Annotated in this window: 17 protein-coding genes; 11 read left to right on the top strand and 6 right to left on the bottom strand. The window is 42.4% G+C overall.

Going from position 1 to position 21,658, the window contains the following annotated elements; translation table 11 throughout:
- Nucleotides 1-119: 119 nt before the first annotated feature.
- The 3 genes from MTN96_RS08260 to MTN96_RS08250 form a co-directional block, all read right to left on the bottom strand.
- Complete coding sequence (locus MTN96_RS08260) at nt 120-2,072, bottom strand: phytase (RefSeq protein WP_248531174.1); 1,953 nt, start codon at nt 2,070-2,072, stop codon at nt 120-122.
- A gap of 11 nt (nt 2,073-2,083) precedes the next feature.
- Nucleotides 2,084-3,058, bottom strand: coding sequence for a metallophosphoesterase (locus tag MTN96_RS08255; protein WP_248531173.1), 975 nt, complete (start codon nt 3,056-3,058; stop codon nt 2,084-2,086).
- Between the two features lie 63 nt (nt 3,059-3,121).
- Nucleotides 3,122-5,416 (bottom strand): TonB-dependent siderophore receptor, encoded by a 2,295-nt coding sequence (locus MTN96_RS08250; RefSeq protein ID WP_248531172.1) that lies wholly within the window; start codon nt 5,414-5,416, stop codon nt 3,122-3,124.
- Nucleotides 5,417-5,701: 285 nt separating this feature from the next.
- Here MTN96_RS08250 and MTN96_RS08245 point away from each other — a divergent pair, with 285 nt between their 5' ends.
- Together MTN96_RS08245 and MTN96_RS08240 are read left to right on the top strand one after the other, a co-directional pair.
- Complete coding sequence (locus tag MTN96_RS08245) at nt 5,702-6,619, top strand: GGDEF domain-containing protein (RefSeq protein WP_248531171.1); 918 nt, start codon at nt 5,702-5,704, stop codon at nt 6,617-6,619.
- Nucleotides 6,603-7,601, top strand: a complete 999-nt coding sequence (locus MTN96_RS08240) for an AraC family transcriptional regulator (protein ID WP_248531170.1) — start codon at nt 6,603-6,605, stop codon at nt 7,599-7,601. The genes MTN96_RS08245 and MTN96_RS08240 overlap by 17 nt, the downstream gene beginning before the upstream one ends.
- 22 nt (nt 7,602-7,623) lie before the next feature.
- Here the strand turns inward: MTN96_RS08240 and MTN96_RS08235 are convergent, their stop codons facing one another.
- From MTN96_RS08235 to ettA, 3 genes are all read right to left on the bottom strand, one after another.
- Nucleotides 7,624-8,532, bottom strand: coding sequence for a histone deacetylase (locus MTN96_RS08235; RefSeq protein WP_096042099.1), 909 nt, complete (start codon nt 8,530-8,532; stop codon nt 7,624-7,626).
- 62 nt (nt 8,533-8,594) lie between these two features.
- Nucleotides 8,595-8,951 carry a PilZ domain-containing protein gene (locus MTN96_RS08230; protein WP_096739995.1) on the bottom strand — a complete coding sequence of 119 codons (357 nt, stop codon included), beginning with the start codon at nt 8,949-8,951 and terminating at the stop codon, nt 8,595-8,597.
- Between the two features lie 119 nt (nt 8,952-9,070).
- Nucleotides 9,071-10,744 (bottom strand): energy-dependent translational throttle protein EttA, encoded by a 1,674-nt coding sequence (gene ettA / locus MTN96_RS08225; protein ID WP_029773845.1) that lies wholly within the window; start codon nt 10,742-10,744, stop codon nt 9,071-9,073.
- A 331-nt stretch (nt 10,745-11,075) separates the two neighbouring features.
- On the opposite strand from ettA, the gene MTN96_RS08220 reads away from it, so the two are divergent.
- The 9 genes from MTN96_RS08220 (at nt 11,076) to MTN96_RS08180 (ending at nt 21,633) form a co-directional block, all read left to right on the top strand.
- Complete coding sequence (locus tag MTN96_RS08220; protein ID WP_096739993.1) at nt 11,076-11,723, top strand: porin family protein; 648 nt, start codon at nt 11,076-11,078, stop codon at nt 11,721-11,723.
- A 221-nt stretch (nt 11,724-11,944) separates the two neighbouring features.
- Nucleotides 11,945-12,892: a homoserine O-succinyltransferase gene (metA, locus tag MTN96_RS08215; RefSeq protein WP_004587433.1), complete on the top strand. Its 948-nt coding sequence runs from the start codon at nt 11,945-11,947 to the stop codon at nt 12,890-12,892.
- Nucleotides 12,882-13,955, top strand: coding sequence for a homocysteine S-methyltransferase family protein (locus MTN96_RS08210; RefSeq protein ID WP_029773846.1), 1,074 nt, complete (start codon nt 12,882-12,884; stop codon nt 13,953-13,955). Before metA ends, MTN96_RS08210 begins: the two co-directional genes overlap by 11 nt.
- An 8-nt stretch (nt 13,956-13,963) precedes the next feature.
- Complete coding sequence (gene metH / locus MTN96_RS08205) at nt 13,964-16,594, top strand: methionine synthase (protein ID WP_248531169.1); 2,631 nt, start codon at nt 13,964-13,966, stop codon at nt 16,592-16,594.
- Between the two features lie 153 nt (nt 16,595-16,747).
- Nucleotides 16,748-17,416 (top strand): DUF4238 domain-containing protein, encoded by a 669-nt coding sequence (locus MTN96_RS08200; protein ID WP_248531168.1) that lies wholly within the window; start codon nt 16,748-16,750, stop codon nt 17,414-17,416.
- Between the two features lie 29 nt (nt 17,417-17,445).
- Nucleotides 17,446-17,886, top strand: a complete 441-nt coding sequence (locus MTN96_RS08195; RefSeq protein ID WP_248531167.1) for a hypothetical protein — start codon at nt 17,446-17,448, stop codon at nt 17,884-17,886.
- A gap of 50 nt (nt 17,887-17,936) precedes the next feature.
- On the top strand, nt 17,937-18,692 hold the full coding sequence (locus MTN96_RS08190) for a hypothetical protein (protein ID WP_248531166.1): 756 nt from the start codon (nt 17,937-17,939) through the stop codon (nt 18,690-18,692).
- A gap of 185 nt (nt 18,693-18,877) precedes the next feature.
- Nucleotides 18,878-19,375, top strand: a complete 498-nt coding sequence (locus MTN96_RS08185; protein WP_064386863.1) for a (2Fe-2S)-binding protein — start codon at nt 18,878-18,880, stop codon at nt 19,373-19,375.
- The gene (locus MTN96_RS08180; protein WP_248531165.1) at nt 19,372-21,633 is read left to right on the top strand and encodes a xanthine dehydrogenase family protein molybdopterin-binding subunit; all 2,262 of its coding nucleotides are present in this window, start codon (nt 19,372-19,374) and stop codon (nt 21,631-21,633) included. Before MTN96_RS08185 ends, MTN96_RS08180 begins: the two co-directional genes overlap by 4 nt.
- Nucleotides 21,634-21,658 lie beyond the last annotated feature (25 nt).

Below are 21,658 nucleotides of genomic sequence, written 5' to 3'. Positions count from 1 at the left end.
ATTTATGAGCTTAAAGTGTAGTATATAGCTTTAATAACTCTAAATTTAATAGGTTTATTTTAAATGCACATAGTAAAAAGGCTCGTAAGAGCCTTATTGCGTTTAAATATGGTAGGTTTTTACTTAATCGCTTTTTTAACTTCACGCCAGTCAATAATTTTAAAATTTTGTGGTTGTAGTGGCATACGGTTGTAGCCGTCTTGCACTATAAGCATGCCTTCAGGATAGCCTGGTAAAGGTTTTGCTGTAACGGTTAAGCCGTCCGTTTCACCTGCGCCGTCAATGCCTTTATCTAGATTAGCAATCACGTTAAATTTACCTGCAAAGCTTAGGCTAGGCTGTGTATCATCTGATATTTTATAGAGCACATAGCTATTATCGCCTTGGCTTGATACCACTAAATAACGAGTATCATCAGCATGATAGATTTCCATGCCTTCAACATCTGCCACAAGTTGCTCATTTACACCTTGTAGCATGAGCGCTTTGTTACCAGCTCTGGGTTCAGCACCGATATACCAAATGCCTTGATCTTCTTCGCCGGCAAATAATTGGCCTAGTTTATCATCGGCACTACAGCCTTCTGGTTGGCTTGGTAGGGTAAACTCTCTAACCAGTTTACCGCTTAAGTTACCTTGCCCACCGGTGAGTTTATATTGCTGGAATAAACCTGATTTATCATTAACAAATACGTATTGACCAGATTCAGACGAATACATACACATACCGTAAATCTCGGCTAGGTTTGTGGCTACTTCTGTTACATGGTTTACTTTGTTCTCGCTATCGACAGTAAACACGCTAATACTGTTAAGCGTGCGGTTGCTGGCTGTGATCCAAGTCTGGGTTTCGTTGTTTATACCCTGATGCTGGCGTACATCAACATTATTTAAACGCCCAACATTAAGTGATTGTACTTTGTTGCCAGCAAGATCATAAACCATTAAGCCGCGGCGTTTATCTGTGCCTAAAATTAAGCTGCTTTTAGCGTCGTGTTCATTTATCCAAATTGCCGGGTCATCCGCTGCATCACCAAATGCTGCAACTGGCGTTGTTTGTGCGCTGGCATAAATGTGAGTCATAGCGACTTGGTTTTGTGAAGTAACTGTTTGCGCTGTGTAGTTAACGTTTGCTTGAGTATAGGCTCCTGTTTCATCATCAATTAAAACTAGCTGCGCTTGATTGTTATTGATCAAACTCGCTGCAACAGATTCAATGGTGTGATCGCCAGAAAGTGACCACTGACTTAGTTTTTCAGTATTTTCGTGGTAAGCATAGATCATATTGCCATCAGTGGCAGTAAGCCATAAAGTACCATCTTGTGATACTGATAATGCCCCGATTTCAGCTTTTAATTCACCGTAAGGCTCAACTAATGCCACTGGCTGTTTATTGGCATCGGATTCAGCATCAGCATTGATAGCCCAAACGCCGAGTTCAGCTTCGCCCACATACAAGGTTTTTGTTTCATCATTAACAGCACAGCCTGAAGCCTCAGTGACTGCAGAGAACTCACGTACTGCAATATTTTTAGCTTGTTTAGTGGCTAAATCATAAATAATGGTTTCGCTGATCAAGCCTCGAACATCCGGCACAAATGCTGAGACAGTCTTGTTATCAGTGTTTTTAAATAAACACACGGCATCAGGCTGAGCTTGAGGCGGGGTAATACGAGAGAGTTCATTTATCTGCCAAGTTTGACCATTTTTTTCAAGCTTAAAGATGGCGACGTTGTCTTGGCTTTTATCAATGCTTGAGAGTAAAAATTGCTGCGCTGATAATTGTTTTAGTGAAATTGACTCAAAGTTACCGGCGAGCAGTACACTGCTTTTCTCATTGTCGGCAATTAATAAACCTTGGCTTTCACTGGCAATAAGCCATTGATTAGTACCAAGTGCAGCGGCTTTTGAGCCTTGCATGTTTTGTTGTGGGCCGAATAATTTAGTTTCAATATATGGCTTTGCCATAGCTGTATTATTTTGCGTATCGTCATTACTTGTACAACCGCTTATTGCAGTTATTAGGAGTGCACTGCCAAGCACCGCTGAAATTGTATTTAGTTTAAAGTTCATTATTTTATCCTTTACTTATCTATGTGCTTTTCAGTGCTAAAACGTACTTCACCAAGGTGATTAATTGCGCTCATTTTTAGCGTTTCACCATTGATAGATACACTTAAAAAGCCAGGTGTTGCTTCTGCGTAGCGGGTAAATTCACGCTGTTTTACAAAACGTGCTTCGCTTCCTCCGCCAGAGACAAAGTGAGCAACCTTGCTATTTTTTGGTTGGTTGTATTGCAAGTCGTGCTCGTGCCCTGCGATATAAGCGTGCACGTTATGACGCTCCAAAATAGGTTCTAAAATGTCGCGAAGCCCTTGGTTACGGCCAAAGCGTTTACCACTTGAATAAAGCGGGTGATGGCCTACCACAATTTTCCATTTTGCTTTACTGCCGGCAAGTTGGGTTTCAAGCCAAGTAAGCTGGGCTTTATAGCCTTGCCCTTGGGTTGAGCGGTATTTATCACGGTCTTTATATTCAGGCTGAATCGGATTGGTATCTAAAAAAACCATTAACACTTGCTCGTTGTTTTCAAGCGCAAATGTTTTACTGTAGTACCTTGCAGGTAACTGCCAACGCTGGCTTTTTTCTGTGTAGTCAATTTGTACTTGGGCGTTACGCAAGTAATCGTGATTACCTAAAACAACATACCAATCTTCAAATGTGTGAGGGCCGTGGTATATGTTCTCAAAGGCTGATTGCCAAAGCGGATCGTTGACGCTTGCTACCCCATTTGGGTAAAAGTTATCGCCAGTTGAGACGATAAAGTCAGCATCGGTTTGGTACATGGCTATTTCTAATTGGTGAGCCACTTCTTTTTGATAAAAGTGGCCGTTGTGCCCCCAATCACCAATTACCATAAAGTTAAGGCTATCAGGTAGCGTATTTAACTTAGCTATTTTTTGCTGTTGATAAAGCTCATCTTTATAAATAACAGGCTCGACAGCACTGAGCGCTGATGAGCTCAGTAGGGCGGCCATTATGAAAGACAATTTAAACATGTTCTAACTCCAAAAGGCACGTAATAGCAAGCGATTACGTGCCTAATATGATGATGCCTGCTATTAAAATGCGTAGCGCAACATTACTTGAATGACTGGGCCTGCTTCTTCAGATTCAAGCTCGTACTCATCAAAGTCACGATTGTTTTGGTCATCAAGTGAGTCAAATTTGTTAAAAACTTCATCTTTACTGGCATCAAGTAAGTTTGAACCCACTAGGCGAAGGGTTACGTCATCCCAGCGCTTTTCAACGAAAAGCTCTAAATCAGCACCGTAAGAGGTTGTTACTTCTTCCCCTACAAAGCGTCCGTATGCATCACCTTGGTTACGGTAAGTTGCGCCAAATGATGCACGCAGTATTGGTAGATCTTGGATAAAGCCAATGTTATAAACATAATCTGATTGGTCGTTAAATTTACGTTTGCCAAAACTGTCTTCAACTTCACTGTCGAGCCAAGAGTAGTTTAAGAAAATACCAGTATTTGGCATGTTGATTGCGCTCAGTGGCGTTGATAAATCAAACTCAATACCTTGTACTGTGCCATCGCCAGTATTTTGTGGTTGCAGTACAAATGTACCTTCGCCTTCTGAGCCTTCAACACCTGTGCTGGCAATTTCAATTAGGTCGCTAACGTCACGGTAAAATACGTTTACACCGACAACGCCACTTTTACCTAAACGGTATTCGTAACCTAAATCGATACCCCAAGAAGATTCTGGCTTAAGATTTGGGTTACCTAAAAAGTCATTATCAGCGAGTTCTTCTTCAAGTAGAGCCGGTGTCATGTAATCAAAATCTGGGCGGCGCAAGCTACGAGCAACAGAGGCGCTGACTCGGCCGTTATCACTTACACTGTAACGAAAGTGAGCTGAAGGTAAGAAAAAGTCATAATCATTTTCGGCAGTAACGCCTTCATTGGTATCGGTAATGCTTGAGTCAGTTGACTCCCAGCGCACACCCATCTCCCATGAGAACACATCTGCTTCGTGTTTGATTAATGCAAATAAGTCAAAACGGTCTTCTTCAAGCGTATTAACGCCTCCGTCTACTGCTTCAAATTCATTGTTAAATTGCGCTAACGACATTGGCGTCTGGTTATATTGATCCCAGCCAGTAAGTGTTTGCTCACTTTCATCTTCAGCTTCAAAAATTGCTGTGTCGCGCTCTTTTCCTTGAACAAAAGCACCAAACTGAACTTCTTTTGAGTCACCTAGCAGTAAGCTATGTTGCCATTGTAATGACCATTCTTTATCGTCAATCTCAACAGTTTCTTCTGCTTCCTCAAAAACCATTGGGAGCTCAGATGTATCAAGCTCAACTTCTTGCTCGTAAACTGACTCTTCAAAGCTGGCATAGCCTACTTTAAACTTGCTGGTACCGCCTAATAACGGTAATTCATAACCTGAGTTTATGTTGTAGTTGGTTTGGTCAATGTAGGAAACATTTGCGTTGTCTGAAAGCAAGTTGCCACCTTCAACAAGCGATCCTGAGGTTGCAGTAGGGTCGTCGTATTCAAAAGAGCGTTCGTCTTCGGTACGGTTTGTATCAACCCACATGGCGCTAATATCAAACTTGCCACCGTTATCAAATACCTTTTCAAAGCTGGCATTTAATGATGTGTCATCGCCATCACGGGTATCAGATTGATCTTCACGGTTATCAAAATCATCAGTTGCGTAATTAGGGTTATTTTCAGGGCTATCGCCATAACGTATGCTTGATTTTTGTTTTGGGTTATAACGACCTTGAAAATTAGCGCCTAGTAGTAAACGTCCACCTGCAAACTCAGTACCGTAAACGCCCGCAAAGCTTTCTTTTAGTTCACCATCATCATAGCGTAAGCCGCCTGCACGAATGTAACCGCCGTCTAAGCTGTAGCCATCGCGAAGTACAATGTTAAGGGTGCCCGCAATTGCATCGGCAGAGCGGTTGGCACTTGATGAACGAATTATTTCTACACGCTCGATTAATTCTGCTGGAATACGGTCAACAAAAAATGAGCGATCAGCACCAGCGCCTGGAACTTCTTCGCCATTGATCAGTACTTTTGTGTAAGCAGGGCTCAAACCGCGCATACGTGCGCCGTCAGACTCAAGCACATCTGATAAAAACGTCACACTCGGTACACGCTTTAGTGCATCACCTGCTGTTAGTGGTTCAAAACGCTGAAAGTACTCTTGTGAGTATTCAAGTGTTGGGGCTAGTTCTTGTGAGCGGTTGCGATAGCCTATTTCGCCATAAACTACTAACTCTTCAGATATTTTTACATCAGTTGTGTGTTCTTCTTGTGCTGCATGTACTGCTAAATTGCAAAGTGATAGCGCTGTTACCAGTGCTTTAAGTTTAAAGTGTGCCATGTAATTTGCTCCTGTTGCTGCTTGGTTTGAAAGCAAACTAATTAAATTAAATGACGCAAATGTGACAACACCCTATTTAGATCAGCAGGTTATTAAGGTTTTAAAAGCTTTACCTTGGCGTGTGAGCTAATCGCACTCCCAAGCAATATAGCGTTAATGGGCCATGTGCAGCTTATAAGTAAGTGCTTATCATTTAGCTGTCACATCATTGAGCTAATATGACCCTGCTACAAAAAATGCACTTCGGGTAGCATAAATACATACGCAATTTAAATAAGACAAACTATGCGATTTAATCCCTTTATTAGCCATCGGCTTTTAACAAACAGTATTATAGCTATGGCGTTATTAGCCATATTTTTATGTGCCTATTTAGGGGAGCTCAAAGAGCTGCAACACATACAATGGCTCGATATTATTGGTGAGGGCGGCATAGTGATTATGACCCTAACTTGGATTGTCGCCTTACTTATTTCGCGCCCGCCGGGCAAAGTTACTCGTTATTTGGTGCTTGGGCTTGGTTTATTTATGTTCTCGGCCACGCTCGATTTGCTCGATGAGTGGTTAATGCAACCTGCGCAGCAGTGGCTAAGCTGGATAGAGTCACTGCCAGCCCCCGTTGGGATGCTACTAACCAGTTTAGGTTTATACCATTGGCACCAAGAACAATATGTTTTAAATAAACAGCTAAGGCGCCGTGAAGCACATTTACGTGAACACGACAAAGTATGCCCCGTTACCGGCGTTTATACAGCCGAATACTTACAAAGCGTTTTAAACACGCAGCTTAAGGCGCCGCAGCCAGTTTTATTAGCCGCTATTGATATACGCGACTTCGCTAGTTTTAATAATGAGTTTGGTTTTAGCGAAGGGGATCGACTGCTACGCGAAATAAGCGAGCTTATACTAATGAACTGTCGGTTAAGCGATGTGGTATGTCGTTATGCGGGAGACTGTTTTATGGTGCTAATGCCAGCCACATCAAAGCAGGAAGGGCAAGAGCTTCTTAGGCAAATAACAGCCGCATTAAAACATTGTGCTTTTAAAGTAGAAGGCTCTGGGCTTGCTAAGTTTCAGTGTGTGACTACCCACATCATACAAGCGCAAAAAAGCGATACAGCTCACATGCTAATGCAACAATTGCACAGCGGCCTACAACTACAAAAACAACAAAGAGCCACCAGCAGTGAACAGTTATGTTAGCTTAACTGACAAGTATTTAACCGCACAGGGGCTTATAACTGCCGTTGTAGAGCTTGCGCAAAGTAGGGGGGTTGCCTTACATAAGTTGTTACGTGGCACCGGGATTTTTGAGCAAGATTTACTCAGCGTTGAGCATTGCTTTAGTTTAGAGCAGCAAGTTAAATTACTAAGTCAATTTAAACGCCTAATGAACACCCCCGACAGCGGTTTTTTACTAGGTAGTCAATTAGTTAACGATTCAAGTAGCGCAGCACAAAGTGTATTGTACAGCGCTAAACTAGGAGCGGCTCTGTTACAAATACAGCGAGCGCGTTTACAGCTTTGCCCTTTGTTTTTTAGTCAGCACTATGTAAGTAATCAGCAATTTTATATTTTTTTAAATGCTGCTACAGGGCTTGATGACGACCTACATAACTACATTTTAGAAATTTACAGTGCTGCGTTTTATAGTTTATTAAAGCGTTTAAGCCCGCACTATCCGCAATGTGAGTTCGACTTTAGCTTTAAGCGACCGCGACATATTCATCAGTACGAGCAACATTTAGGTTTAAAGCTGCGCTTTGAGCAGCCAACGACTCGTTGGGTAATTAGCAAAACATTGCTTCGCCAAGCTAACCCGTACGCCAGCGAATTACGCTTTATGCAAGCACGCGCTCAATTGGCTGTAAAATCACACGAAAAATACACCTTTATAGAGGCTGTTTGGCGCTATCTACACACTTACAACGAGGCAAGTTTAGAGCAAACCGCCCAGTATTTTGCCATGAGCCCAGCCACGTTTAAACGAAAACTAAAATGCCATAATATGCGCTTTTCGAGCTTAGTTGATGAGCAAAATAAACATAAAGCCATTTATTTACTTACCTTGCGCGCTAAGTGCAATGAGCATGTTGCTGAGCGTTTGGCATTTTACGATATTCCTAACTTTAGGCGGGCATTTAAACGTTGGACAGGGCTAACCCCAAGCCAGTTAAAAGTATAAAGCGCACAGGTTAATACTTCTTTTAAAACCCCGCAGCCTGCTCAATTACTATTGCATGGCGCTGCGCTAAACGCGTATGGTCTCTGTCGTAGCCGCCACCAATAACACTGGCAATAGCGGTGTTATGTTCAAGGCAGCGCTTAAATACTAAATGGTCACGCTGTTTAATGCCGTCCCAGCTTATATCTAGTTTGCCTAAGCCATCGTCTTGCCAAATATCTACACCGGCATCGTATAGGACTAAATCGGGGTTGAGCTCTTTTAGTAAAAACTGCAGCGTATCATCCACAACGCCTAAGTATTCTGCGTCTTGCATATTGTTAGCAAGGCCTATGTCTAAATCGCTGGGGGATTTTCTAAACGGGAAGTTTTTTTCGCAGTGTATAGAGCATGTATACGCATACGGCTGATGTGCAAGCATTGCAGCTGTGCCATCGCCTTGGTGTACGTCTAAATCAAAAATGAGCACGTTGGTCACTTCACCGCTTTGTATTAATGTTTGCGCGGTAAAGGCTAAGTCGTTCACCATACAAAAACCTGAGCCAAAATCAGTGTGTGCATGGTGTGTACCGCCTGCTAAATGACAGGCTAAGCCATGCTTTAATGCTAAGCGTGCAGTTTGTAACGTGCCTTGTGGGGCGGTGAATGTACGGTTCATTAGCGGTTGCGACCAAGGTAAGCCAATGCGGCGCATGGCTTTTTCGTCTAGGCGGTTATGCCATAAATCGTGAATGTAGTTTTCGCAGTGTACCAGTTCAAGTGGCTCGGGGGAGCCCAAAATAGGCTCTACTAAATTATTACCTGCAATGCCTAAACCTTTAACCTGCTCATATAAATGAGCAAATTTACTCATTACAAATCGGTGCTTAGGGTCAAAGCTAAACGAATAATTACTGTGATAGACCAAAGGTAAGTGAGGGTTTAGGCGCATAACCGTATCAATAATAAAGTTTGCGCTATGGTAATAAACTTAACTAAGGGAGTCTATTGCCGTTATTCAATCAACGAGGCAAGCTCGCGATGAAGTAATTGTTCATCGGCTAAATTAAGTTCAACTAACCGTTTTAAATAGGTAATGCTGTTTATATCTATATGGTGGCATTTTAGGCCGATGTGTTGATCTTCTATGTGGCAAATAAACACCTCCATTTTTATTTCTATATCGCTTTGTGGCAAGGTAAAGCGCAAGGTGGCTTCGCTATTTTTTGTGCCACTAAACGCCGCGCATTTAGTAATGAGTGCGCCATGTAAAGATACATCGAGTAATTTGCATGGGTAGCTCTCTCCTGCAAATTCTAATTGAGCCGCGGTTGAAAAAAGAATACGCGAGAACTGACGTCGATTTTCCATAAAACGAGTTGCCTTTATTGTAATATTTAAATCAAGCATAGCGGGAAATAGCCCATAGCGATAAAAAATGGCATAAAAAAACCCCGCATAAATGCAGGGTTTGTTATATTAATTAACAATTAACCAATTTTTTTGTACTTAATACGCTTAGGTTGTGCAGCTTCTGCGCCTAAGGTCTTTTTAAGCCACTCTTCGTATTCAGTGTAGTTACCATCGAAGAAGTTAATTTGGCCTTCGTCGCGGTAATCTAAAATGTGCGTTGCAATACGGTCAAGGAACCAACGGTCATGCGATATACACATTACACACCCTGGGAACTCTAAAATAGCGTTCTCAAGGGCGCGAAGTGTTTCAACATCAAGGTCATTGGTTGGCTCATCCAGTAGTACTACGTTACCACCCGCTTTTAAAAGCTTAGCAAGGTGTAAACGGTTACGCTCACCACCTGATAAGTCTTTTACAAACTTTTGCTGATCGTTACCTTTAAAGTTAAAGCGGCTAACGTATGCACGGCTTGGGAACTCAAAGTTACCAATTTTTAGCACGTCTTGTCCGTCAGATATTTCTTGGAATACAGTTTTGCTTTCGTCCATGTTGCCACGGAACTGATCAACTGTTGCAAGCTCTACAGTTTCACCTACGCTAATGCTGCCGCTATCAGGTTGCTCTTCGCCGCTTAGCATTTTAAATAGGGTTGATTTACCCGCGCCATTGGCACCAATAATACCCACAATCGCGCCTTTTGGCATACTAAAGCTTAAATCGTCGATTAATACGCGATCGCCAAAACTCTTACGTAAGTTATTAACTTCAAGCACTTGGTCACCTAAACGCGGACCAGGTGGAATAAATAGCTCGTTAGTTTCGTTACGCTTTTGGTAATCAGACTGCTGTAGCTCGCTAAACTGCGCCATACGCGCTTTAGACTTAGCTTGACGACCTTTAGGGTTTGAACGCACCCACTCAAGCTCTTGAGCAATTGATTTTTGACGTGCTTTTTCAGATTTTTGCTCTTGTTGTAAGCGCGCATCTTTTTGCTCAAGCCAAGAAGAGTAGTTACCTTCCCACGGAATACCTTCACCACGGTCAAGCTCTAGTATCCAGCCAGCTACATTATCAAGGAAGTAACGGTCATGCGTTACCGCCACAACAGTGCCTTCGTAATCATGTAAGAAGCGCTCAAGCCAAGCAACCGACTCAGCATCTAAGTGGTTAGTAGGCTCATCGAGAATAAGCATATCTGGCTTTTCGAGTAATAAACGACAAATAGCAACACGGCGGCGCTCACCACCTGAAAGGTGCTCAATTTTAGCATCCCATTCAGGTAAACGAAGTGCATCAGCAGCGCGTTCTAAAACGTTATCGATGTTGTGGCCATCGTGCGCTTGAATAATCGCTTCAAGCTCGCCTTGCTCTTTTGCTAGGGCGTCAAAGTCAGCGTCTTCCATTGCGTACTCGTTGTACACTTCGTCAAGGCGGTTAAGGGCATGTTTTACTTCGCCAACAGCTTCTTCAACTATTTCGCGTACTGTTTTGCTTTCATCCAGTACTGGCTCTTGCGGTAAGTAACCAATTTTAGTACCAGGTTGAGGGCGAGCTTCACCTTCAAAGTCTTGGTCAACACCGGCCATAATGCGAAGTAATGTAGATTTACCAGCACCATTTAAACCTAGCACACCAATTTTAGCGCCAGGGAAAAAGTGCAACGAAATATCTTTTAAAATTGTGCGCTTAGGTGGCACAACTTTAGATACTCGACTCATCGAGAATATAAACTTATCAGGTAAAACCATGGAGGAAAGCCTTCAAATAATAATAAAAATTTCAATGTTGTATTGTAGTGGCTCACAGGTGAAACAGTCAACGAATGGCGTATAGAACAATACGCTAATCTAAACGGTACTTTATTTTCTTGCCCATTTAAAACACCACTATGACAGGATTTCTATTGTGTAAAATTCTGTAATCTATTGTTTTATATTGTTCAAACACATTTTATTTTTAACAAAAGTGGTACAGTATATTTACAGACTGTAAAGTATAAGCAAATTATACAGGCAGACCACTCTTAGTCGTTGTAAAACATCGCATAATCAAATATTACAAAGGTTTAAAGGAATGAACATGAAAATAGTTACAAAGTTAGGGGCATTACTTTTAGGTTTATACTCATTTTCGAGCCAAGCAGACATACTCCAGGTAAATGGTTATTACCAAGGAGTAGGGGTAGGGTCTACGCAAATTGATGTATACGAGAGTGATAGCATACGATTTACAACACTTTACGGCCAGTTTGGCTATCAGTTTTCGCGATACTTTGCGATAGAAGGTCGTGTAGGTTTTGGTTTAAATGACGAATCAACGCCTCTAAATGGGCTTGTTTATACTCAAAACCCGCTAGATGGTTCGTTAACCTCAGAATCTATTAAGAGCGAAATTGACTCAAGCCTTGATTTGCAAACAAGTATATTTGTGAAAGCTAATTATCCCATTTCAATTCGGGCAGATGTGTTTTTATTTGGTGGCTATGGTAGAAATAAATTAAGTTACAATGAAGGTGAAATAAGAAACCTTGCAGAATCAATAACTGGCTCAGATACAAATTCTACGTTAATCACTGAGCAAAATTATGACGAAGGCGGTGTAACGTACGGTACTGGGATTGACTATAGGTTAACTCAACGCTGGCAAGTAAGCGCTGAATACCAATATTTTGATACAGACGAAGGTGATATTTACGCTCTTAATTTATCTGTAAATTATCGTTTTTAATTGAAATAACGCTACTGGTTTTAGTAGCGCGACCTCAATACAGTTAAACAAAATATTTCAATATAAATGCATTCCTCCTGACCTATAACTTTTTGTAAATCTGATAAAATCATGAATAAATTTCATTTGGACATCTATACATCTAGAGGTTGATATTTTTAGCATACTGTTCATAATGAGAGCGTATTAATTCTCGGTTTTTATGAGCAGGAGCTTAAAAGATGCCCATTACAGTTAAAGACGAACTACCGGCTATTGCCCGTTTACGTGAAGAAAACGTGTTTGTAATGCCAAAAAGTCGCGCAAAAACGCAAGAAATTCGTCCTATGCGTTTGGCTATTTTAAATTTAATGCCTAATAAAGTAGAAACCGAAGTGCAGTTTATTCGTTTGCTTGCCAATTCTCCTTTGCAAGTAAATGTAGAGCTATTGCGCCTAGATACGCACCGCAGCAGTAGCAACTCAGAAGAGCACCTAGATACCTTTTACCGTTATTTTTCAGAAGTGAAAGACAATAACTACGATGCGTTAATTGTTACCGGTGCACCACTCGCACACCTTGAATACGACGATGTAGCCTACTGGGATGAGCTAAAAGTGATTATTGATTGGGCAGAGCAGCACGTTACCTCTACGCTGTTTTCGTGCTGGGCGGCGCATGCAGCGCTGTATCACCGTTACAATTTAAAACGCGATTTAAAAGAAGATAAACTTTGTGGTGTGTTTACTCACCAGTGTTACTTTGATCACGGGGCACTTACTCGTGGCTTCGACGACACCTTTTTAGTGCCGCACTCACGTTATGGCCACATAGATATAAATAAAATAAATGCCTGCGACGATATAGTCGTGCTGGCAGGCTCTGAAAAAGTAGGCGCTTACTTAATGAAAAATAAGTCGGGCAGCCAAGTGTTTATAACCGGCCACCCAGAATACGATGCCGACACACTAAAAGCAGAGTACGAGCGCGATTTACAAAAAAGCCCTGATGCGCCAAAACCCGAAAACTATTTTCCAGATAACGATGCAAGTAAAAAGCCGTCAAAAACGTGGCAAAGCCATGCCTTTTTGCTGTTTTCGAACTGGTTAAATTACTACGTGTACCAAACGACCCCTTATGATATTAATTTAGTTAGCCAAGATGTGAGGACTAACAACTATGCCGAATAACGTGCAAAACAATAATAAACACAGCGAATTAAGCGCTGCATTAAAAGAGCGTATTTTAATTTTAGATGGCGCCATGGGCACCATGATCCAAACTCACAAGCTTGAAGAAGAAGACTACCGAGGCGAGCGCTTTAAAGACTGGCACGTACTAATTAAAGGCAATAACGATTTATTAAGCCTTACAAAACCTGAGTTAATTGCCAATATACACCGCAGCTTTTTAGCCGCCGGTGCAGACATTATTGAAACCAATACCTTTAACTCAACCACCATTTCGATGGAAGATTACGACATGGCAAGCATAAGCCGTGAGGTAAACTTAGAGTCGGCAAAACTCGCACGCGCAATATGTGACGAGTTCACCGCTAAAAACCCAGAAAAACCACGCTACGTAGCCGGTGTGTTAGGGCCAACCTCTAAAACCTGCTCAATTTCGCCAGATGTAAACGACCCAGGCTATCGTAATATTACCTTTGATAAGCTGGTTACTGCGTATGTTGAGTCTACCCTTGCATTAATGGAAGGCGGCGCTGATTTAATACTTATCGAAACCATTTTCGACACCCTAAATGCAAAAGCTGCCTCATTCGCAGTAGAAGAAGCGTTTGAGCAAGCAGGGCGCACATTACCTGTAATGATCTCGGGCACAATTACCGATGCCTCTGGGCGTACGCTTTCGGGGCAAACCACCGAAGCATTTTATAACTCTATTCGCCATATTAAGCCGCTTTCTATAGGCCTTAACTGCGCCCTAGGGCCAGATTTACTTCGCCAATACGTAGAAGAGCTTTCGCGCGTATGCGAAACATTTACCTCAGTACACCCAAATGCAGGTTTACCTAACGAATTTGGTGAGTACGACCTAGAAGCAGAGGACATGGCGAAAGAGATTATAGACTGGGGTAAATCGGGCTTTATAAATATTGTTGGTGGTTGCTGCGGCACCACGCCTGCGCATATTCGTGCGTTTGCCAAAGGGCTTGAAGGGGTAAAACCTCGCGCGTTGCCAGAGCTTGATGTTCGTATGCGTTTATCAGGCCTTGAAGCCTGTAACTTAAACTAGGAGCCAACATGACCCAGCAAATTGCAGTATTTACCAATGTTGGCGAGCGTACCAACGTAACCGGCTCTGCCATGTTTAAACGCTTAATCATGGAAGAAGATTACGAGACCGCCCTGAATGTTGCTCGCGAGCAAGTAGAAAACGGCGCCCAAGTTATTGATATAAACATGGACGAAGCCATGTTGGACTCAAAAGCGGCCATGGTTAAGTTTTTAAACTTAATTGCCTCAGAGCCCGATATTTCTAAAGTGCCCATTATGGTCGACTCCTCTAAATGGGAAGTAATAGAAGCAGGCCTTAAATGTATTCAAGGCAAGGCTATTGTTAACTCAATATCGCTTAAAGAAGGGGAGGAGCCGTTTAAACGCCAAGCTAAAATTATTAAACGCTTTGGTGCAGCTGCTGTTGTAATGGCGTTTGATACCGACGGCCAAGCCGACACCGCAGACCGCAAATACGAAATCTGTGAGCGCAGCTACAAAATATTAGTCGAAGAGATTGGTTTTCCGCCGGAAGATATTATTTTCGACCCTAATATATTTGCCGTAGCCACCGGTATAGAAGAGCACGACAACTACGCCGTAGAATTTATTGAAGGCACACGCCGCATTAAGCAAAACTTACCGCACTGTAAAGTGTCGGGCGGGGTGTCTAATGTCTCGTTTTCGTTTAGGGGTAATAACCCCGTACGTGAAGCCATTCACTCGGTGTTTTTATACCACGCGATAAAAGCGGGTATGGATATGGGTATTGTAAACGCAGGCCAGCTTGCAGTTTACGACGATATCCCCGAGGAACTTCGCAAAGCCGTAGAAGATGTAATTCTTAACACCGACCCAGGTGCAGGTGAGCGCCTTGTAGAAATAGCCCCTAAGTTTTCAGGCATGGCACAAGCCGAACGCGTAGAAGATTTAGAGTGGCGCACATGGCCTGTTGAAAAACGCCTAGAGCACGCCCTTGTAAAAGGCATTACCACCTTTATAGATGAAGACACGGAAGAGTGCCGAGCTGCCGCCGATAAACCTATTCACGTAATTGAAGGGCCATTAATGGATGGCATGAACGTGGTAGGGGATTTATTTGGCGCAGGTAAAATGTTTTTACCGCAAGTTGTTAAATCGGCCCGCGTAATGAAGCGAGCAGTGGCCTACCTAGACCCATTCATAGAAGCTGAAAAAGAAGAAGGCGCCACTAACGGTAAAGTGGTTATGGCCACCGTAAAAGGCGACGTGCACGACATAGGTAAAAACATTGTAGGCGTAGTACTGCAATGTAATAACTACGAAGTAATCGACTTAGGCGTAATGGTACCTGCCGAAAAAATACTGCAAACCGCGATTGACGAAAAAGCCGACATAATCGGCCTTTCGGGTTTAATTACCCCATCGCTTGATGAAATGGTACACGTAGCCAAAGAAATGACCCGCCGAGGCTTTGAGCTCCCACTTATGATTGGCGGCGCAACGACCTCTAAAGCGCATACAGCCGTTAAAATTGAGCCGCAGTACGACAAAGGCGTAGTGTACGTAAATAACGCCAGCCGTGCAGTGGGCGTGGTATCGAGCTTATTATCTAAAGAGCTAAAACCGGCCTTTTTAGAAAAAACTAAAGCCGAGTACGAAAAAGTACGCGAGCAGCAAGCGCGCAAAAAGCCACGTTCAAAACCCGTTACCATACAGCGTGCCCGCGATAACGCCGCCAAGCTTGATTGGGAAAACTACACGCCACCGGTGCCTAAAAAGCTGGGCGTGACCGAATTTAAAAATGTATCAATCGCCACGTTACGTAAATACATAGATTGGACCCCGTACTTTATGACGTGGTCAATCGCTGGTAAATACCCACGCATAATGGATGACGAAGTCGTCGGTGAGCAAGCACGTAGCTTATTTAAAGACGCTAACGACATGCTCGACGACCTTGAAAAGTCAGGTGCTTTGCAACCTTTAGGTGTAATTGGTTTATTCCCTGCAAACCGCGTGGGTGATGACATAGAAATTTACACCGACGAAACCCGCAAAGAGCTGTTAACTACCTCATGCCATTTACGCCAGCAAACCGAAAAAACCGACTTTGCTAACTATTGTTTAGCCGACTACATTGCGCCAAAAGGCACACCTGATTACTTTGGCGCGTTTGCAGTAACGGGCGGCTTAGAAGAAGACGACCTAGCCGACGCGTTCGACGCACAGCAAGACGACTACAATAAAATAATGGTTAAAGCGGTTGCCGACAGGCTCGCAGAAGCCTTTGCCGAATACCTGCACGAACAAGTGCGTAAAGAGTATTGGGGTTATGCAGCCGATGAAAACTTAAGTAACGATGAGCTAATTCGCGAAAACTACCAAGGTATTCGCCCAGCACCGGGTTACCCAGCGTGCCCAGAGCACACTGAGAAAAAGAAAATTTGGCAGTTACTCGATACCGAAAAACGCATTGGCATGCAGCTCACCAGCTCATACGCCATGTGGCCAGGGGCAGCGGTTTCGGGCTGGTATTTCTCACACCCAGAGGCAAAATATTATGCCGTAGCATCTATTCAAAAGGATCAGGTAGAAGACTACGCCAAGCGAACTAATATGACGCTCGAAGAGGCTGAAAGATGGCTATCGCCTAACTTGGGGTATGAGCCGGAGTAAAAGAGCAGCGGTCAGTTTATAGCTGTCAGCTATCAGTAAAAGAAAAACGAGCCTAATTTGGCTCGTTTTTTAATATATTATAGTGGGCTATTTTTATAATTTTCTATTTTTAATGTGGATATAAAAATAGATGCATATAAGGTATAACTTTTAATGCCAGAGAAAAAGAAACAGCATCTAGTTCCAGCTTGCTATCTAAAAAATTTCATAGCTCCTTTATCTGAAGAGCAAAAGTCGATAGGAAGTTTTAAGGCTGGATTATATGTAAATGACAAAACTCTATCTTCTGGTTGGAAATTAAGATCAGTTAGACATACGACTTTCACAGAGTCATATTTTTATAATCTACCTGAAGATGACCCTAGAAATCCAGTCGTTGAAAATTATTTATCAATAGTTGAAGGGGAGTACTCTAAAGCCTTTAAAGAAGTAATAAAAGGTAATCTCACTAATGAAACTATGTCATTTCTATCCTATTTTGTTAGTTTACAATATATGAGAGTAGAGCCCTTTATTAAACAATTTCAGGAAAGTGAGGATAGAGTTGCTGGTTGGATGGATGCTTTTGAAGGGAAGGATAATTATAAAGTAGCATCTCAAAATATAGCTAAAAGGAGTCTGCTTACTGCCGACTTTGGAGACTTGATAGATCAGCATGCTGCTATTATTTATAATTCCACAGGATTCACATTTGTTACCTCTGACAACCCTGTTGTTAAACTCCAAATAAACCTCTCTGACGCTTTAAAAATTATACCAAAAAGATACCTTATAGATTTTCAAAGTGAAAGCCGAGAAGTTATATTATTTTTTTACCGTTAAATCATAAGACTGCGTATGTGTCGTGTGAAATGTTAGATGCTAAAAAGAGTATAGTTTTCAATAATGCAGATTTAGAAAATATCTTTTATTTAAATTATTTTTCGGTACTAAATTCATATAGAAATGTATATTCCACAGTTATAGAGCCTATTAAAGGTGAAGCGCAGCTTTCAAAGTTATTAAGCACAGAGCCGGAGAGCTTAGTAAAGATCTATACATTATCTAAAAGAATAATATCTAAAGGTGTAATTTTAAGCGATACAAGAACACCTGTTTCTGCGAAGTATAAGACTAGAACAAAAGTTACTTTAAAAATCGATGACTTAAGCCAATTAAAACTATTGACGACTGATGAAAGTATAAAGCTTATAGAAGTACTTGATAATGGGGTTAGTATCAGAGGGATGCGTAACTGTAGAATATCAAGAATTGATTATAACATTGGGTCAATTGTCATTGAATCAATATGATGCCTAATTTTAAACCTAGCTTAGGTTATTAAAGGTTGAAAGGGTTATGAATGAAGTATCTAAATTACATATTGCTTTGCCTATCCCTATTTTTCACATCGAACACATTTGCGCTTGAGCAGAAGTATCACGAGAGTGTTTTACCTGTTATTGCTGCTTTTAAAGCGGAGGATAAAACTGCGATTGCTGCGCATATTCGCTACCCTCTAAAAAGGCAATATCCATTGCCCGACATTAAAAATGAAGCTGAGTTTATTAATCGCTTTGATGAAGTGTTTGACGAGGAGCTTGTTACTATTATTGGCAGCTCTAATATTAATACCGATTGGGATAAAGTTGGTTGGCGTGGCATTATGCTAAATAACGGCGTGATGTGGGTTAATACTGACGGTAAAATTATCGGTATAAATAGCCACACAGCTAAAGAGCAGGCATTTGCTAAACGCTTAATTGAACAAGACAATCAATCACTTCATTCAAGTATTAATACGTTTGAAGAGCCAGTGCTGGATTGGAAAACGGCTAGCTACCATATTCGCGTTGATGATTTAGGTGATAGAAATTACCGTTATGTAGTGTGGAGTAGTGATAAAAGGCCAAAGGACAAGCCTGATATGGTTTTATTTAACGGTGATATTACCTTTGAGGGTAGCGGCGGGAATCACTACTATACGTTTAAAAACGGACGTTATAGTTACATATTACACGTTACTATTATTGGCTGCGATACATCGCCACCTGGTTGGCTTGAAGTATATAAAGATGATGAGCAGTTATTAAATGAGCCAGTTATAAGTGCTAAGTAGAATCAGTAAACCCTTCTTATCCCTATCCAATAAAGCTGCCACTTAGTAACTGCTATAGGTTGGCGGTTCGCCGATAAAAATTTCAATAAATCAATCCTAAGTGGTAGGCTAAAAAAGTAGCAATTATTCAAACCGTTCTCGCGCAACAAGGCATTCCTTTAAAGCGCTTTGCCAAGGAGTTAAATATGATCACGCTTACCGTTAATGGTAATAAACATGAGTTTACAGGCGATCCGTCAACGCCGGTGCTTTGGTATCTTCGAGATGAATTAAATTTAACCGGGCCTAAGTTTGGCTGTGGTATGGCGCAATGTGGTGCGTGTACCATACATATTGATGGCGTAGCGCAGCGCTCATGCATATTACCGGTGTCGGCTGTGGCAGGGCGTGCTATTACCTCTATTGAAGGGTTAAGCGAGCAAGGCGACCACCCCGTGCAAAAAGCCTGGGTTGAGCATAAAGTGCCGCAATGTGGGTTTTGTCAGTGCGGGCAAATAATGCAAGCGGCAAGCTTATTAGCCGCTAACCCCAACCCAACTGATGATGAAATAGTGAGTAATATGTCGGGCAATATTTGTCGTTGTGGTACATACCCACGTATTCATAAAGCGATTAAGTCGGCGGCTAAAACCATTGCGGGCGTTGAATACTTTGACCCAAATGAACAAGGGGAACAAGTATGAAAAACGATAATACGTACTTTGACCTAAACCGTCGCCAATTTTTAAAAACCAGCGCAATAGGCGCATTAGTATTAGGCACTTATTTTGTAGGCAGTGCACCAAAAGCGTTTGCAGGCGTGTTAGAGCAACCCTCTGAGCAAGCAAAACGTGCTAACTTATTTATAGCGCTGCGCCCCGATGGCATGGTTGAAATAACCTGTCATCGCTCTGAAATGGGCCAACAAATTCGTACCGCCATTGCCCAAATTGTGGCAGACGAAATGGAAGCTGCGTGGGATAAAGTGGTTGTTATTCAAGGTAAGGGCGACCCTAAATATGGGGATCAAAATACCGATGGATCGCGCAGTATTCGCTACAACATGCAGCGCCTACGCGAAATGGGTGCAAGTGTACGTTATATGATGCAGCATGCAGCTGCTAAATATTGGAACGTTGAGCCGCAAACCTGTACAGCTAATCAGCACGTGGTTACCCACAGCTCGGGTAAAACGGTTGCCTATAAAGACTTAATTGATCTCGCGCTTGGTATTACCCCGCCAGAGCCTGACAAGTTAACACTTAAAACACGCAAAGAATGGCGTTATATAAATACCGGTATGGCGCATATAGATTTAACCGATTTAGTAACCGGTAAAGCCACATTTGCTGCTGATGTTCGCGAGCCAAAAGCGCTGGTGGCTATGATTGAGCGCCCGCCGGTAGTAGGTGGTGTGGTTAAATCGTTTGATGCCAGCGCCGCTAAAGCAATTAATGGCGTAGTTAATATTATTGAAATGCCTGTACCAAAAGGTGCGCCGCAATTTCAGCCCAAAGGCGGCATTGCTATTATTGCTAAAAATACCTGGGCTGCATGGCAGGCGCGTAAAGCACTAAAGGTGGTGTGGGATGATGGTAAAAACGGCGATTATAATTCAGAGAGCTTTAAAAAGTCGTTATTACAAACCGTTAATGAGCCGCAAGCGCATGTACGTGAAATAGGCGATACCGCCAGCGTATTGGCTAAATCGAGCAATAAGTTAGTAGCCGACTATTACGCGCCGCACTTGGCCCAAGCACCTATGGAGCCACCTTGCGCCACTGCAATGTACAATAAAGACAGGGTAGATATTTGGGCTGCAACGCAAAACCCGCAAGCTGATATGAAAACCGTAGCCGCACTACTTGGTATGGAGGAGAGCCAAATTAACGTACATGTCACCATGTTAGGTGGCGGGTTTGGGCGTAAATCAAAACCTGACTTTTCAGCAGAAGCTGCTTACATTTCAATGAAAGTAGGACAACCCATACGCGTTCAATGGACGCGAGAGGATGATATTCAGCACAGTTTTTATCATGCGGTATCGGCTCAACATATTGAAGCTTCACTCAATGAAAAAGGCAATATTGAGGCTTACTTACATCGTACGGCGTTTTCGCCAATTATGTCGACCTTTCAAGAAGGCGCAACGTCGCCAGCAGGTTTTGAGCTGCGCTTAGGCTTTACCGATAACCCTATAAACTCACCTAACTTAAAGCTAGAAAACGGCGAGGCACCCGCTAAAACAAGAGTAGGCTGGATGCGTTCGGTATCAAATATTTTTCATGCTTTTGCTATTCAGTCATTTATTGCTGAAGCGGCGCATAAAGCAGGGCGCGACCAAAAAGACTATTTACTTGAAACCATAGGCCCTGATCGCATTTTAGATGTAACCGAGCAAAATGCGTCTTACGATAACTATGGCGCCGATAAAGACGTTTACCCATTAGATATTGGTAAATTACGCCATGTTATTGAAAAAGTGGCCGATATAAGTAAATGGGGCCGAAAGCTGCCAAAAGGTCGCGGGTTAGGCATTGCTGCGCACCGCAGCTTTTTAACCTATGTGGCTACTGTGGTTGAGGTAGAGGTATCGGACGCTGGTGATTTAAACGTGATTAAATCGTGGGTGGCTATTGATGCAGGTACGGTTGTAAACACCGATACCGTTAAAAACCAAACGCAAGGTGGCTCTATTTACGGTATTACCACTGCAATTAGCGATGGTATAACCTTTGATAAAGGCCGCGTGCAGCAAAGTAATTTTCATGATTACCGCGTACCGCGTATGAGCGATTCACCACTAGAGGTAGAAGTAGAAATCATACAAAGTGATGCACCACCAGCAGGTGTAGGCGAGCCGGCAACACCGGTTTACGCCCCTGCGCTATGTAACGCTATTTTTGCCGCTTGTGGTAAACGCATTAGGCAACTGCCTATAGGTAATCAATTAAAAGCGTAAATAACGTCCTTTTTTAGCCGTTAAA

Source organism: Pseudoalteromonas sp. 2CM28B (assembly GCF_023161935.1).
Note: the sequence above shows the minus strand (reverse complement) of the source record. Positions and strands in the feature narration are given on the sequence as shown.

Coding starts and splice junctions, on each gene's coding strand:
- MTN96_RS08260 (WP_248531174.1), bottom strand. CDS start 2,072: ATGAACTTTAAACTAAATACAATTTCAGCGGTGCTTGGCAGTGCACTC.
- MTN96_RS08255 (WP_248531173.1), bottom strand. CDS start 3,058: ATGTTTAAATTGTCTTTCATAATGGCCGCCCTACTGAGCTCATCAGCG.
- MTN96_RS08250 (WP_248531172.1), bottom strand. CDS start 5,416: ATGGCACACTTTAAACTTAAAGCACTGGTAACAGCGCTATCACTTTGC.
- MTN96_RS08245 (WP_248531171.1), top strand. CDS start 5,702: ATGCGATTTAATCCCTTTATTAGCCATCGGCTTTTAACAAACAGTATT.
- MTN96_RS08235 (WP_096042099.1), bottom strand. CDS start 8,532: ATGCGCCTAAACCCTCACTTACCTTTGGTCTATCACAGTAATTATTCG.
- MTN96_RS08230 (WP_096739995.1), bottom strand. CDS start 8,951: ATGGAAAATCGACGTCAGTTCTCGCGTATTCTTTTTTCAACCGCGGCT.
- ettA (WP_029773845.1), bottom strand. CDS start 10,744: ATGGTTTTACCTGATAAGTTTATATTCTCGATGAGTCGAGTATCTAAA.
- MTN96_RS08220 (WP_096739993.1), top strand. CDS start 11,076: ATGAAAATAGTTACAAAGTTAGGGGCATTACTTTTAGGTTTATACTCA.
- metA (WP_004587433.1), top strand. CDS start 11,945: ATGCCCATTACAGTTAAAGACGAACTACCGGCTATTGCCCGTTTACGT.
- MTN96_RS08210 (WP_029773846.1), top strand. CDS start 12,882: ATGCCGAATAACGTGCAAAACAATAATAAACACAGCGAATTAAGCGCT.
- metH (WP_248531169.1), top strand. CDS start 13,964: ATGACCCAGCAAATTGCAGTATTTACCAATGTTGGCGAGCGTACCAAC.
- MTN96_RS08200 (WP_248531168.1), top strand. CDS start 16,748: ATGCCAGAGAAAAAGAAACAGCATCTAGTTCCAGCTTGCTATCTAAAA.
- MTN96_RS08195 (WP_248531167.1), top strand. CDS start 17,446: ATGTTAGATGCTAAAAAGAGTATAGTTTTCAATAATGCAGATTTAGAA.
- MTN96_RS08190 (WP_248531166.1), top strand. CDS start 17,937: ATGAAGTATCTAAATTACATATTGCTTTGCCTATCCCTATTTTTCACA.
- MTN96_RS08185 (WP_064386863.1), top strand. CDS start 18,878: ATGATCACGCTTACCGTTAATGGTAATAAACATGAGTTTACAGGCGAT.
- MTN96_RS08180 (WP_248531165.1), top strand. CDS start 19,372: ATGAAAAACGATAATACGTACTTTGACCTAAACCGTCGCCAATTTTTA.